This window comes from Vibrio sp. ABG19 (genome assembly GCF_029962385.1).
Classification (GTDB): Bacteria; Pseudomonadota; Gammaproteobacteria; order Enterobacterales; family Vibrionaceae; genus Vibrio; species Vibrio ostreae.
Genome location: NZ_CP071707.1, coordinates 305,596 through 319,903, shown reverse-complemented (window position 1 = coordinate 319,903; position 14,308 = coordinate 305,596). Strand labels below are relative to the sequence as shown.

At 51.8% G+C, this 14,308-nt stretch carries 11 protein-coding genes; 7 read left to right on the top strand and 4 right to left on the bottom strand.

Going from position 1 to position 14,308, the window contains the following annotated elements; all coding sequences use genetic code 11:
• The first annotated feature begins 9 nt into the window (after positions 1-9).
• Positions 10-549, top strand: coding sequence for a hypothetical protein (locus tag J0X00_RS01395; protein WP_282476811.1), 540 nt, complete (start codon positions 10-12; stop codon positions 547-549).
• An 18-nt stretch (positions 550-567) separates the two neighbouring features.
• The gene (locus J0X00_RS01390; RefSeq protein WP_282476810.1) at positions 568-1,641 is read left to right on the top strand and encodes a COX15/CtaA family protein; all 1,074 of its coding nucleotides are present in this window, start codon (positions 568-570) and stop codon (positions 1,639-1,641) included.
• Positions 1,642-1,688: 47 nt separating this feature from the next.
• Here the strand turns inward: J0X00_RS01390 and J0X00_RS01385 are convergent, their stop codons facing one another.
• Positions 1,689-2,750: an MBL fold metallo-hydrolase gene (locus tag J0X00_RS01385; protein ID WP_282476809.1), complete on the bottom strand. Its 1,062-nt coding sequence runs from the start codon at positions 2,748-2,750 to the stop codon at positions 1,689-1,691.
• A 253-nt stretch (positions 2,751-3,003) separates the two neighbouring features.
• Here J0X00_RS01385 and J0X00_RS01380 point away from each other — a divergent pair, with 253 nt between their 5' ends.
• Both J0X00_RS01380 and aroG read left to right on the top strand, forming a co-directional pair.
• A complete protein-coding gene (locus J0X00_RS01380) occupies positions 3,004-3,648 on the top strand; it encodes a TetR/AcrR family transcriptional regulator (protein ID WP_240798130.1) in 645 nt (214 codons plus the stop codon).
• Positions 3,649-3,826: 178 nt separating this feature from the next.
• Positions 3,827-4,879: a 3-deoxy-7-phosphoheptulonate synthase AroG gene (gene aroG / locus J0X00_RS01375; protein WP_136483750.1), complete on the top strand. Its 1,053-nt coding sequence runs from the start codon at positions 3,827-3,829 to the stop codon at positions 4,877-4,879.
• A 94-nt stretch (positions 4,880-4,973) separates the two neighbouring features.
• On the opposite strand, the gene J0X00_RS01370 is transcribed toward aroG, so the two are convergent.
• Entirely contained in the window at positions 4,974-6,311 is a 1,338-nt protein-coding gene (locus J0X00_RS01370) for an MATE family efflux transporter (RefSeq protein WP_136483751.1), read from the bottom strand.
• A 408-nt stretch (positions 6,312-6,719) separates the two neighbouring features.
• Here J0X00_RS01370 and J0X00_RS01365 point away from each other — a divergent pair, with 408 nt between their 5' ends.
• Positions 6,720-9,551 (top strand): alkaline phosphatase family protein, encoded by a 2,832-nt coding sequence (locus J0X00_RS01365; RefSeq protein ID WP_282476808.1) that lies wholly within the window; start codon positions 6,720-6,722, stop codon positions 9,549-9,551.
• Here J0X00_RS01365 and J0X00_RS01360 read toward each other — a convergent pair.
• Together J0X00_RS01360 and J0X00_RS01355 are read right to left on the bottom strand one after the other, a co-directional pair.
• Positions 9,539-10,501: a DMT family transporter gene (locus J0X00_RS01360; RefSeq protein WP_282476807.1), complete on the bottom strand. Its 963-nt coding sequence runs from the start codon at positions 10,499-10,501 to the stop codon at positions 9,539-9,541. The genes J0X00_RS01365 and J0X00_RS01360 overlap by 13 nt on opposite strands.
• Positions 10,502-10,616: 115 nt before the next feature.
• Entirely contained in the window at positions 10,617-11,339 is a 723-nt protein-coding gene (locus J0X00_RS01355) for a helix-turn-helix domain-containing protein (RefSeq protein WP_282476806.1), read from the bottom strand.
• A gap of 420 nt (positions 11,340-11,759) precedes the next feature.
• Between J0X00_RS01355 and J0X00_RS01350 the strand changes: the two genes are divergently transcribed.
• Positions 11,760-12,518 carry a gluconate 2-dehydrogenase subunit 3 family protein gene (locus J0X00_RS01350; RefSeq protein ID WP_282476805.1) on the top strand — a complete coding sequence of 253 codons (759 nt, stop codon included), beginning with the start codon at positions 11,760-11,762 and terminating at the stop codon, positions 12,516-12,518.
• 3 nt (positions 12,519-12,521) lie between these two features.
• Positions 12,522-14,306 carry a GMC family oxidoreductase gene (locus J0X00_RS01345; protein ID WP_282476804.1) on the top strand — a complete coding sequence of 595 codons (1,785 nt, stop codon included), beginning with the start codon at positions 12,522-12,524 and terminating at the stop codon, positions 14,304-14,306.
• Positions 14,307-14,308 lie beyond the last annotated feature (2 nt).

Below are 14,308 nucleotides of genomic sequence, written 5' to 3'. Positions count from 1 at the left end.
GAGGCATATATGCAAGCAAAAACCAAAGGCCGGGTAATTCTTATCGCCATCGTGCTGTTTTTCGCGCTGCCGGCGTTGGTTGCGAAAGCGGTGCTCTCCAACCACTGGTATCAGAGCGGTATCACCAATAAAGGCACTTTAATTGAACCGCGTGTCACGCTGAGCCAGCTTGGGATAGACAATCCCCTGCAGCACAGTCGCTGGCAGATGGCTTATCTGGTTCCCGTTCAATGTGATGATGCTTGCCGCCAGCAACTTCATCTGCTGACCCAAAGCCATACCGCATTAGGTAAAGAGCAGGGCCGGGTTAGCCCGGTACTTTTGCTCAGTGCAGGCAGTGATTTGAACGCTATTCGTGACCTGACTCTGCCCCGCATAACGGTCAATCAACGCTTTATACAAACGGTCGGCGCTGTGCAACTGGTGATTATTGACCCGCTTGGTCAGTTAGTTATGGGCTATACCGCATCGGCGGAGCAGCAGGTAGCGCTCAGTCGCAGTGTGCTGGCTGATATGCGCAAGCTACTTAAGTTATCCCGCGTGGGTTAACCAGGACAGGGGAAGGTTATGCTGACTCATCCAACAGACAAACACAGGTTATCTGCCATCACCCATAGGCAGACAGCCCGTTCAACTCTTTTGCTCTCTCTGGTGCGTTTCAGCCTGCTACTGACGTTGATGGTGATCATTCTCGGAGCCTATACCCGTTTATCCGATGCCGGACTCGGTTGTCCGGACTGGCCCGGATGCTATGGCCATTTTACGGTTCCCCTGTCAGATCAGGCCCTGAAGAAGGCTGAGTTTCTCTATCCGCATCTGGAGGTGGAGCCAGCTAAAGCCTGGGCCGAAATGATCCACCGGTACTTCGCAGCAACGCTGGGCCTGGTGGTGTTTGCCATTACAACCCTGTGTATCCGTTATCGGCCGGTAGCGGTCGGGCTACCGATTCTGATTACTGGCATCGTTATTTTTCAGGCGGTGCTCGGCATGTGGACGGTGACACTCAAGCTGCTGCCTCTGGTGGTCATGGGGCATCTGTTGGGAGGGTTGAGCCTGTTGTGTGCCTTGTTTCTGCTTTACTGGCAATTATCACCGGGTTTGAATTCTCAGCCAATGCGAGCGCAGAGTGGTACGTTGCGTGCCCTGGCTGGTGCTGCACTTGTGGTGGTAGTGGGGCAGATCATGTTAGGAGGATGGACGTCTTCCAATTATGCCGCGTTGATGTGCAGCAGTTTACCGATATGCGAAGGTAACTGGACTCAGCATCTCGATTTCAAAACGGCCTTTACTCCGATTCACTATGGTCATGACAGCTATGAATTTGGTGTGCTGGATTATGGACCGCGGCTGACCATTCATGTTGCTCACCGATTTGGTGCCATACTGACTATCCTGGTCGTTGGTATACTGGTGATGACACTGCGGGCAGCAGAGGAAAATAAACTGGCCGGTCATGTGCTGGGCGTCCTGATGCTGCAAGTGCTGCTCGGCATGGCCAATGTCGTGATGAGCTTGCCGCTTTGGGCGGCAGTGTTACATAACCTGTGCGCGGCATTTTTGCTGCTGGCGGTGGTAAAGTGCAATTATCGGCTCTGGGCATCGTCACCCTGCCGGACTGTGCTGACCCGGGTGTCGCGCTAATCCATCGTATCTACTAGGACCGTCGTGGGTATTGTCATTTATGGGGATTAGGTCGCGTCATACGCCTGTTGTGGCGCGACATCGGCGACAGGTGTGGTTACGCTGCTGCGCCACCATTTTTCCAGTGGTTTAGGCTGGGACAGCACCATGCGCTCGCCTATCATGGGAGTCGTGACCTGAACATTCAGGTTGTGCGCCAGTGCGGCGACTTGTTCCAGCGGTTCGTACCAGCGGTGCAGGGACAAATCAAATGTGCTGTTATGAATCGGCAACATCACTTTACCGCGTAAATCGATATGCGCTTGCAGGCTTTGGTTGGGGAACATGTGAACTTCCGACCACAGCGAGCTGTACGCCCCGGTTTCAACCAGGGTTAAATCAAACGGGCCAAAACGTTCGCCGATCTGTTTAAAGCCGCTGAAATAGCCGGAATCACCGCTGAAAAATACCGACTTCTGTGTGCCTTTCATGACCCAACTGCCCCATAAAGTGTTGTTTCGATCATTGATTCCGCGACCAGAGAAATGCTGGGTCGGGGTAAAGGCAAATTCAATTGAGCCTAGCTGAGCGCTTTGCCACCAGGAAAACTCGTGAATTTTGTCTGCCGGTAAGCCCCATTTGATCAGCAGTTTACCCAGTTCAAGCGGAACCAGAAAACAGCCGACTTTATCAGCCAGGACTTTGACCGCAGCTTTGTCGAGATGATCATAGTGGTCATGACTGATCAGCACCACATCGATGTACGGCAAATTTTCTAAGGCAATCGGTGGCTGGTGAAAACGCTTAGGGCCCATCCACTGCACCGGTGATGCCCGGTCACTGAACACGGGATCGGTCAGGATCCACTGGTTGTCCAGTCTCAGTAAAACGGTGGAATGGCCGAGACGGTAAACCACATCTTGGCTTTCTTCATTCAGCTGTTCAGCAGTGATCTCCTGAACAGGCATTGGCTTTTTTGGTGTGTTCTCCTCACGCTCAGAGGTCAGATAGGCCCAAGAGATCGAGAGAAAATCACGCAGTGTGTTTTTATTGACGACTTCGCTGTTGGCAAATTTGCCGTTGCGCATCGGGAGCTCTTGGGAAGTTTCGTATGTAGATTCGATATTCATAGGCGTCCTTTTTGTTGTCGCAATCACACAAATGGTTCAGGCATAGTGTTCACCAAAAAAATGAAACGTTTGTGACGATTGCAATAAGATTCTAAGTAAACTAGTCGGTGTAGTTTACATATCTCAATCCAAAAAGTAAACTATCTAGTGTAATAAAGTAAACCATTCAGTTTAATAAAGTACACCGAGAAGTTTAGTAAAGTACACTACATAGTGTAACTCACTCGGTTAGTGTATTATTGAGAAAACGAACATGAACACCCAGGTAATTGAAATGAACCAGGTAGTCGAAATGAAAAAGACCCGTAGTGAATTGAAGCGCGAAGCGATACTTCAAGCCGCAATGGACGCTTTTCGCGAATTTGGTGCGCAGAACACCAGTATGGACAAAATCGCCGCGATGGCGCAGGTGTCTAAGCGTACCGTCTACAATCACTTTGCTTCAAAAGAGGCGCTGGTGATGACCTTACTGGCCAATCTGTGGCAGGCAACGGCTAATCTTATTGATTCAGACCAACTTGCGTCACTGCCGTTGCAGCAACAACTAGAGCAGTTGCTGCTAAGTGAAATTGATATTCTGAGTTCGGGTGAATACCTTGACCTGGCACGTGTGGTGCTGGGGCACTATCTGTATCGACCGCAGGAACTGGCTCAGCATTCAGAGCAAATGGCCAGTAAGGAAACTCAGCTGGCGCGCTGGCTGAAACATCAGGCGGACAAAGGGCAACTCAATATTGCTGACGTTGAGTTTGCCAATGTGCAGTTGCACAGCCTGATTAAAGGTGGTTGTTTCTGGCCGCAACTGATGGGGCTGAAACCAGTACTTAATATTGATGAAAAACAAAAGCTTGCATTAGAAACAAGTCGTTTTTTCCTCAGCTGTTATGGCTGTAAATAAATAATTACACCCAATGCAAAGTGTAAATAATTTACATATATTGCTTTTGGTGGGAAATAATGCTTGCTCTTGATGGTCGAAGTGGATAAGTTACGAGGGTAGCAAGTCGACCCTGCTCTGGGAGAGACTATTTCCGTTCGAATAGTCAGCAGCAAGACGTAACAGGAAGAAGTAAGCAATGTACCAAACCGATGATGTAAATATTAAACAAATTAAAGAGTTATTACCGCCAGTTGCTGTTCTGGAGAAGTTTCCGGCGACTGAAGTTGCTTCTTCTACCACTTTTCAGGCTCGAAGCGCGATTCATAACATCATGCAGGATAAAGACGATCGCCTGCTGGTGATTGTCGGTCCATGTTCGATTCACGATCCACAGGCAGCGCTGGAATACGGCAAACGCCTGAAAGCACTGCGTGAGGAGTTAAGCGGTCAACTGGAAGTGGTGATGCGTGTTTACTTCGAAAAACCGCGTACCACTGTTGGTTGGAAAGGCCTTATCAACGACCCGTACCTGAACGATACCTACGAGATCAACGATGGTTTACGTATTGGGCGTAAACTGCTGCTTGATCTGACTGATATGGGTATGCCGACGGCAAGCGAATTCCTGGATATGATCACCCCGCAATATGTGGCCGATCTGATCAGCTGGGGTGCGATTGGTGCGCGTACCACTGAATCTCAGGTTCACCGTGAGTTGGCTTCTGGCCTGTCTTGCCCGGTTGGTTTCAAAAACGGTACTGATGGCAACATCAAGATCGCTGCGGACGCAATCCGTTCAGCCAGTGCATCACACAACTTCCTGTCAGTGACTAAGTACGGTCATTCTGCGATTGTGGAAACTGCGGGTAACCCTGACTGTCACATCATTCTGCGTGGTGGTAAAGAGCCGAACTACAGTGAAGCACACGTCAGTGAAGTGAAACATAAACTCGAGGGTGCAGGTCTGTCTCAGAAAGTGATGATAGACTTCAGCCACGCTAACAGCTCGAAACAGTACCAGCGCCAGATGGTGGTGGGTGAAGACGTTGCGGGTCAGATTGCAAACGGCGAAAATGCTATTTTCGGAGTGATGGTTGAATCTCACCTGGTCGAAGGTCGTCAGGATCTGGTGGATGGTGAAGCGCCGGTTTACGGTCAGTCGATTACTGACGCGTGTATCGGTTGGGAAGATACCGAGACACTGCTGCGCCAACTGGCCAATGCAGTTGAAGCTCGTCGCAACCGCTAATCTAGCCGAAATCAATACAGTCAAGGCGCTCATCAGAGCGCCTTTTTTAATGGTCAGATTTAATGGTCAGAGTATCTATTGGATCGCGGCCAGGTTAAGCGCGGGCTGCCTGATGTTCAATCCGGTATAAAGTGCGCTGGTAAAGGCTCCACGCCGAAGCCCCGGCCAGAATATTACCGATAAAAGCACCGATAAACAGACCTTTTAAGTCACCGAGTTGTGCGCCCAGCCATAAACATGGCAGGAAGAAAGCGAACAGGCGCAGAGCGGAAATGGTCAGCGCGACATACGATTTACCTAGAGCGTTTGCGACGGACACCATCAGCATACAAATACCCAACGGGCCAAGGCTGAGCGGTACAATCATCAGATGCCAGTTCAGAATTGATTCAACGCTGCTTTCGCTGGTCATCAGGCTGGCCAGCGGGGTGGACAAAGCCAGGGTAACCAATGCAATAAACAGTTGGAAAATCAGGATAAAACGAATAGCGATGGCCACCAGTTTACGAATATCACCGACCTGATTCGAACCCAGCAAGCGACCCACCATCGGCGGAATGGACATAGTGAGCGCCAGTACAGACACAATGGCAAAAAATTCATAACGCGATCCCAGCGCCCACGCGGCAACCGCCGCAGTGCCGAACCCGGCCAGTAATTTGGTCGCCAGCATCGAAGAGAGTGGCGGCAGCAACTGGCTCAGCATCGCCGGCCCCATGATGTGACCGATAGAGCGAATGCTTTGGGCGATATCGAGATCGCTCCAGTCAAACAGCATCCAGTGTTTCGAGGACACACGCGGCGCCACGATCACGATACCAATGCCAAAGGCCACAATGGTTGCCATGGCGGCGCCGTTAATGCCAAAGTCAAACACGAAAATAAACAGCGGGTCGAGTACCAGGTTGAGCACGCTGGTCAGCATCATGATGGTGCCCGGCAACATCGTATTACCGTTGGCACGGCATAGACTGTAGAGGAAATACAGCACTGCACCGGTCCAGGCGCTGATAACCCACCAAATCCAGTAGCTGTCGATAATACTGAAGATTGTTTGTGGTGCGCTGAGCAGCGTTAAAATCGGTTCACGCAGCCAGTAAAGCAGGATACCGAACACGGCCACGCCAATACTCCCTATGGCGACCACTAAACCGCCAAGCTGACGGGCGTACTTAGCCTGACCTGCACCCAAAGCGCGTGAAATCACCGCAGTCGTCGCGATACCCAGACCGACCTGGACCCCGATGATGATCATCTGAATCGGCATGGTAAAGCCTTGTGCCGCCAGAGGCAGAACGCCCAACTGGCCGATGAAGGCACTGTCAATCAACTGAAAACTCATCAGGGATAAGACGCCAAACAGCATTGGCCAGGTCATTTTAAACAGCTGACGAGAGAGTGAAGGCGAAGTGGAGATTTCGGGGTTTTGCATGTGGTGTATTCTGCTTGTTGATAAGATAAAAAAGTGACTGCGGAAGGAGTAGTCTGCGCAGATAAACGTAATGCCCTGGTAACCGGGTCAACTTTAGGTGGAGTATGTTAACAGCGTAGTCCGTCCGTCGCTATGTCAAAACGAGAACTCTTTCTCCGCCACGGTTACCATGTCATCAGCCGCGCAGAATCTAATTTCCATAACCTTATGATCTTTATAATGAACTTAGCATCGCTATCTGGTTATAGAGTGCATTTCACAAATCTTGGTCATCAACATCGAAAATTTAGACGCCGGTGCTATGGTTAGGGCCAGATATGCAAAAGGATGAATTGGAAAGATCTGATGATCATAAAGAAAACAGCACAGCGTGCCTTGCGGCGGTCGCTATTGGCTGCTGCATGTAGCATGAGTCTTACGTCACCAGCGTATGCCGCACTGGGCGAAGTGCCGGTGATTGGCGGGGTATTCAATGCAGGTGAAATCCTCAAAAATCAGGTGGTCTCAACGCTGAGCTATTCCACTGTGGTGGCGCGTGATGCGACGCTGTTTACCATCGCCGGAGTGACACTGGACAGCTATATACTGACGCTGCCACTGGAGGCGGGCGTAAAAGCGCGGGTGATCAGCCAAATTTCCAATCCGGCTTATGCCATTCCGCTGGGCTACTTTTTATACCAGTACTATGACCGCTACAGCGGAATGGCGGCGGGCGATCAGTTCAAATCGTATTTGAGCGGCGTTTATGACGACAGAGCGTTAACCGGTTTTCAGCACAGCTTGTATCATCTTGGTGAGCAGGCACAATCTGCGCCGGCCACTCACAGCAAGGACCAGGCCCATCAGGAAGGGATTAAAGTTGATCGTGAGTTTATTGCGACCCTGGTGACCTTGTACGATGCGCTGGTGGATATTGGTGAGTGGCAGGATCTCGAGCAGCTGCCAGCGCACTACCAGTATCTGACTGATAGCGAGCAGGACAGGGCATTAGTTGCCAAAATTGAGCCTATCGTTGTCGGCTTGCTTACAAGAGCAGCAGACGGAATGGACGAGGGCGACATCAAGCATGCCGTGCAGGCGGTGCTGGACGATGCCAAACCGGAAAATGCAAACAAAAACAACAACAAAGCTGAGGCCGTAACGGTTTCATTGATTGATTTTGTCCGCCTCAATGTGCTCAAAGGTTATCGACAGTACGTTTACCGGCAGGAACGCACTCAGCGCCTCAATGACTGGCTGGTGGATACACTGGATGAGTCTCCGGCTCAAGTGGCAGCGTTTTTACAAGGCCTGGAGCAGCGACGTTTGGCGGTTCAAGTGACGGTTGACGGTCTGCAGCAAGGGTTGATGCAGGGCCTGGTTCAGCCGGAGCTGCCTTTTCTCGGCCACGCCTATCAGCGACATCTGGCAGCGCCTGAGCTCAAATCGCCGCTCACTACGTCCAGTCCTGATCATCAGCAGCAGACTCGTTTTCTGCAGACGCTGGCTGAGCAGACTTACCGCGATCCCAATTATCTGCCGTTCTTTAAACGGCTGTACCACAGTCGGCATAGCGCGATCGCTGAAGTCGGGATTTCTTCAACGCCGACCATCAGTGTGCGTAATTTACCCCTGATAAAAACGGGTGCTAAAGTTTCCGGACTGGGCGGAACCGGGATTCCTAACTTCCATTTCGTCGACCGGCAGCAAGACAGGGCCTACTATTTTTACGGCAATGATGCATTGCAACTGGACAGACTGGCCGGTGAGCGCGGGATGAAAACCATGTTTGATCGTCTCGACTACCTCAAAACACTCAATTGTAATGCCCAGTATGATTGGAACGCCCATGTGACTTACGATAGCCTGATTAATCTTGGCGTCGGAGAAGCGCAGCGCGATTTTGGTGAAAAGCGCTGTCTGCGTGAACTGGCAGTCCGTGCCGGGGTGGAACAAGAACTTAGTGCAATGCGCCGGGCGTTGATTGAACAAATTGAGGGTTACCAGCAGATCGGTAAATGGGATGTTCTGACCCGTTTGAGTCGTAAGTGGACATTGCAGCAGGCCTTGCGCGATTACGCCAGCAAGGACATTCAGGGTATGCCGGATTACACCTTGATCTATAATCCCTGGCCGGATCACTTCGCTCATTTTACCGGGCCGTTCAGCGATGAGATTCTGATGCCGACCGGCGAACTTAACCGGCTGGATTATTGGCTGGGACGACTTGAGGATGTGTATCGTCAGGCCGGGGTATACGACCGCACGTTGTGGGGGATGGCCGGTGACCATGGCCTGGCTCCGGTTTATTACACGCTTAATCCGGAGCAACAGATTTTCACAGCGCTGCAGGAGGATCTGGGCTACCGAATAGTGGTTGAGAAAATCTCTTCGGATGAAGGCGAAGGCCCCAAACTGACCAATGCGATTGATCCGCCGGCCTACCGCGGAGTGGATGTCGTGGTGGCATCGACAGCTGGCGGCAACTATATGCTCGACTTCTTTAATGCCCGTGCCGGATGGGAGGTTCAGCCGGTTTATCAGCAACTGACCCGCTGGCAGCCCGCGCAGGCAGACAAAGCGCTGGATATCATTAGTGAAAGTGTCCGGCGCTTGGGTGATACCCTCGATTATCTGGTGGTGCGTGAATCGGCTTGTGACAGCAAGCTGTGTAGTGTGCGTCTGGTTGGTGAACGTGACGGCCAGCGGCTTGATGAGATCATTCGCCGCCGCGGCGATCGACTGTATTACTCTGGTGTGGACAGTCAGGCTCGTTTACTGGATGTTCAGGTGCTCAATCCGTATTTGCCTGCACCGGATGACAAAGCGCTCGATCATTATAGCCAGTTGGTGGATAAATGCCTGTACCGCGCACGCGAAGGTGATGTCACCAGTTGGTGCACGTCTGCTGAGTGGCGTGATTTAACCCGTTTCAGTGCCCGCCCCGACTCGGTCAACCAGTTGGCCGCGATTTATGAAGAGGACAGGGCGGGTAGTGTGAACCTGTTTCCGCGCGAGGGGATAGGCTACAACACCAAGGTTCCGGGTCGTCATGCCGGTGAAAGTTACCTCGAAAAAGACGCTTTTCTCGGCTTCTGGGGGACGCCGATCGGCCCGAATGCCGGGCCGATTCATAGTCAGGCCAACGGGTCACTGGCGCCGACCATTTATGAGTACCTGACGGGGGAGCCCGTGCATGCGGGGCAGGATGGCTGGGGATTCCCCTCTCTGCTCTCCCGGCTGGATATTCAGCCCTTGTGATGCCCCGGAGCGTTAACCAGTTCGGTTTGGCATGGTTGCCGAGCCGGACTCGCTTGCTGTAAGCGAGCCTGATACCGGGTATAGTGCCAGACACTGACCGCGACCAGCGCGAGACCTGAAAGTGACAGCAGTGATAAACGGGTATCGAACCAGATAAAATCAAACAGCATGGCCAGGGCAGGAATCGCGTAAAACAACACACTGACCTGGCTGGCAGAACGCTGTTTGAGCATCAGCATCAGTAGCAATAAAGCCCCGCTTGATACGATAACGCTCATCCACAGCAACGAAGCGATCAGTTCCTGATTCCAGACCATGTGCCAGGGCTGGAATAACTGAATCAGGCTAAACACGAGTAGTGCCAGGCTATTCTGATACCATATCGAATCCATGGTATCGAGCGTGATACGGCTTTGAAAAATCGTACCCCAGGTAATGGCCAGCAGCGCCAGACCCGCGCAGATGATCCCTGTCCAGTTTAGTTCAGCACCAGAGGAAGAACCCGCGACAGCAAGACATAGTCCGAAAAAGCCACCCAAAAGGCACAATACGGCCAAGCCGCTCTGTTTTTGTCGGGTCAGCAATGGGGTGAGTAACGGCTGTAACCCGAGGATCACGGTTACAATACCCGGCGATAAACCGTGCTGCAGAGCCAGAAAATAACCACTCAGATAGCCAGCCTGCACCAGGAGGCCCGCGCCCAGCACATTGCAGACCGTTGACCAGTCGAGCGTCGGTAAACGAATAGATCGCCAGCCCCTGAACAGACCTAACAGCAGTAAAATCAGAAGCAAAGAAATGGCTGAACGGGCAATCAGGAAGCTCCATACGGAGGCGTGTTGCAACCCCACTTTGGCCATCACTGCTCCGCTGCTCCACATCAATAAGAACAGCACCGGTGCCAGAGCGGTCAGTGTTTGCTGAGAATAGAGTGTGTGCTTGTTTCGCATAAACCGGCCTTATGAAATCAATATTGACCGGGAAATCGTATAGCAATCAAAAGAAAAAATTGTGCTGACAAGACGTTTTGCTACGCTGAAACGATGGTGTTACGTCCGGCGGTGGTTAGCCTCTTCGGGCATTAAAGTATTTTGGCGGCTGGCCAAAATAACGGCTGAAACTACGGCTAAATGCTGAGGGGTCAACAAAACCGACTTGTTCGGCAATCAGAGCGATCGGCAGATCGGAGTGAGACAACAGAGCACGTGCCCGCTCCATACGTAGCTTGGTCAGGTACTGAAAAGTGGTCATGCCCATACTGGCTTTGAACAGAGTCTTGTATTGGGTACTGCTCAGACAGGCGACACGGGCTAACTGATTTATGGTGAGTGGCATGGCCAGATTATCACGCATTACCTGCAGCGCCTTCTGAATCCGGTTGTCTAGCGGTGCGGCAAGGCGTTGACGGGCAAGCAAATCGAGAAAAAGATCCAGTATTTTATCTTCAATTCTATTGTCCACCTCGCTGCTTAACTGTGAATCGACAAACTGTGCGAAGGCCAGTGCCGGGGCGTCGAGTATGAAATCGGTGACCTCAGAATGAGCCAGGTTATCCGGTAGCTGAGAGAGGTCGGCGACCAAAAAGCGAAAAGCTGACGATGCCCGGAAATCGTGGCGCGTGGCTGCGCGGATCACCACACAATCCCCAATCCCCGCCCGCAGCGGTTTGGCACTGCCACCCAGTTCCAGTTCAATAGACCCGGATAACGGGATCACAACCTGATGATAGTGATGCAGATGGCTGGTGGCGTGCGCACTGTAAGAGCGGATAGAGAGTCGGTCGCGCACGAATGAAGTCTCCTGAGATGAGTTGGCAGGACGGTGGTATGCCACGGACGCTGGTCACTGAGTACAAAGGATTTAAATCAGGAGGCAGAGCGATGCGGCAAGGTGCATGTTAGCCAAAGAAGCCATAGACAACAATCTGAGCTGCGGTTGAGTTTGCGACTCTTGGGTGGGCGAGTTTTACGCGGACTCACCTCGGTCAACAACGAGTGCTAGCAATCTATGTTATCTGAAGAGTTAATTTATTTGATGTCTGTCATTATTTTGGTGAATTTTATGTGACGATTGTCATTGAAATTTTGTTCCAATTTCGTATTGACATTTTTTATATGAGATCTGATTCACAAAATAATTCCTGAAATAATTTATAACAAAAAAGAGATTTTAGTCACATTTTATTATAATTATTAATGGAACCTAGCAATGTCTAACAAAAATGACACGCCGGATAGTGCGCTACGCCGCGATTTTCTGGCCAGGACCTTAGCCTTGATCCCCACAGTTGCCATTGGCAGTTCCCTTGGGGGATTGACCTCTTCATCAGTCGCTCGCGCGGCATCCCTTACTTCCGAAGCTGCAAGCGAGACAGATAATCAGCAAGCACGAGACTATTTCCCGACCTTTTTTAGCAGCGAAGAGTTTGCTTTTATTGAAGCGGCCGTCGCAGTGTTGATTCCCAATGACCAATATGGTCCGGGCGCTCTGGAAGCGGGCGTACCTGAGTTTATCGACCGTCAGATGAATACGCCTTATGGCAGCGGATCGAACTGGTATATGCAAGGGCCGTTTAACCCGGAGGCCGCTCCAGAGCTGGGCTATCAGCGCCCGCTGGTGCCACGTGATATCTATAAGCTTGGCATCGCAGAAGCCGAAAAGGTTGCGCAGCAGAAAATGGGTCAGCGTTTTACCAAGTTGAGTGTCAGCAAACAAACCCAATTGCTCAGCCAGATGGAAAATGATCAGGTGAATTTTGAGCAGCTGCCAGCCAGCCTGTTTTTTGCCACCTTACTGCAGAATACGCGGGAAGGTTTCTTCAGCGATCCGATTCATGGCGGCAACCAGAACATGGTCGGCTGGAATTTGATTGGGTTTCCCGGCGCGCGCGCTGATTTTATGGACTGGGTTGAGCGTGATGAGGCCTACCCATTCCCACCGGTTTCTATTACAGGTCAGCGAGGTTAAAGCATGGCAAAACAGATGAAAAAAGCCGATGCTGTGATTGTTGGCTTCGGCTGGGCTGGTTCTATTATGGCCAAAGAGCTGACAGAAGCCGGCTTGAATGTGGTGGCGCTAGAGCGCGGCCCGATGCGCGATACCTATCCCGATGGTGCGTATCCACAAACTATTGACGAGCTGACCTATAACACGCGGCGCAAACTGTTCCAAGATCTGTCCAAAAGTACAGTGACGTTTCGCCACAACGACGCGCAGACGGCGGTGCCTTACCGTCAGCTGGCGGTGTTTTTACCCGGCAACGGGACAGGCGGCGCAGGATTGCACTGGTCTGGCGTGCATTTTCGGGTCGACCCGGTCGAGCTGCGCCTGCGCAGCCATTATGAAGAGCGCTATGGCAAGCGCTTCATTCCGGAAGGGATGACGATTCAGGATTTCGGTGTCTCTTATCAGGAACTAGAGCCTTTCTTTGATAAAGCGGAGAAAGTGTTCGGCACCTCGGGCTCGGAGTGGTCGGTCAGGGGCCAGGTGATCGGTAAAGGCAAAGGCGGTAACCCGTATGCGCCGGATCGTTCCGATCGCTTTCCGCTCCAAGCGCAAAAGCGTACTCATTCAGCGCAAATGTTTGCTCAAGCCGCTGAATCCGTCGGTTATCATCCCTATGACCTGCCGTCAGCCAATACTTCCGGTCCTTACACGAACACCTATGGTGCCCAGATGGGGCCGTGTAATTTCTGCGGTTACTGCAGTGGTTACGCCTGTTACATGTATTCCAAAGCATCACCGAATGTGAATATCTGGCCAGCACTGAAGCAAGAGCCGAAATTTGAACTGCGCGCTAACTCTTATGTGCTGCGCGTGAATCTGACAGACGATAAAAAGAAAGCTACGGGAGTGACTTACATAGATGCACAAGGCCAAGAAGTCGAACAACCGGCGGACATCGTGGTTCTGGCGGCGTTCCAATTCCATAACGTTCATCTGATGCTGTTGTCCGGTATCGGCCAGCCCTATAACCCCATCACCAATGAAGGGGTGGTGGGGCGTAATTTCGCCTATCAGAACCTGTCGACCATCAAGGCGTTTTTCGATCAAAATACCTACACCAATAACTTCATTGGTGCCGGCGGTGCTGGGGTGGCGGTGGATGACTTCAACGCTGATAACTTCGATCACGGACCGCACGGCTTTGTGGGCGGCTCACCGTTCTGGGTTAACCAGGCGGGTACCAAGCCAATCTCCGGTTTGCCGACTGCACCGGGTGCTCCTGCCTGGGGTAGCGAGTGGAAAGGCGCGATTAAGCAGGCTTATAACCATCATGTGTCGATGGACGCGCACGGCGCGCACCAGTCTTACCGGGTCAATTACATGGATCTTGATCCTAACTATACCGATGTGCATGGTCAGCCTTTGCTGCGTATGACATTCGACTGGCAAGAGAACGACATCAAGATGTCGCAGTTTATGCACAACAAGATGGCTAACATTGCCAGGGCGATGAATCCGCAAGCGATGAGCGGCAGTGCCAAACAAGCCGGCGAGCATTTCGATGCCCGTAAGTATCAGACCACTCACCTTAATGGTGGCGCGGTGATGGGGGAAAACCCGAAAACCAGTGCAGTGAACCGCTATCTGCAAAGCTGGGATGTGCACAATGTGTTTGTGCCGGGCGCTTCTGCGTTCCCGCAGGGGCTGGGTTACAACCCGACCGGTATGGTTGCGGCACTGACCTACTGGTCCGCCAGAGCGATTCGCGAACAATACCTGAAAAATCCAGGTCCATTGGTTCAGGCGTAAGG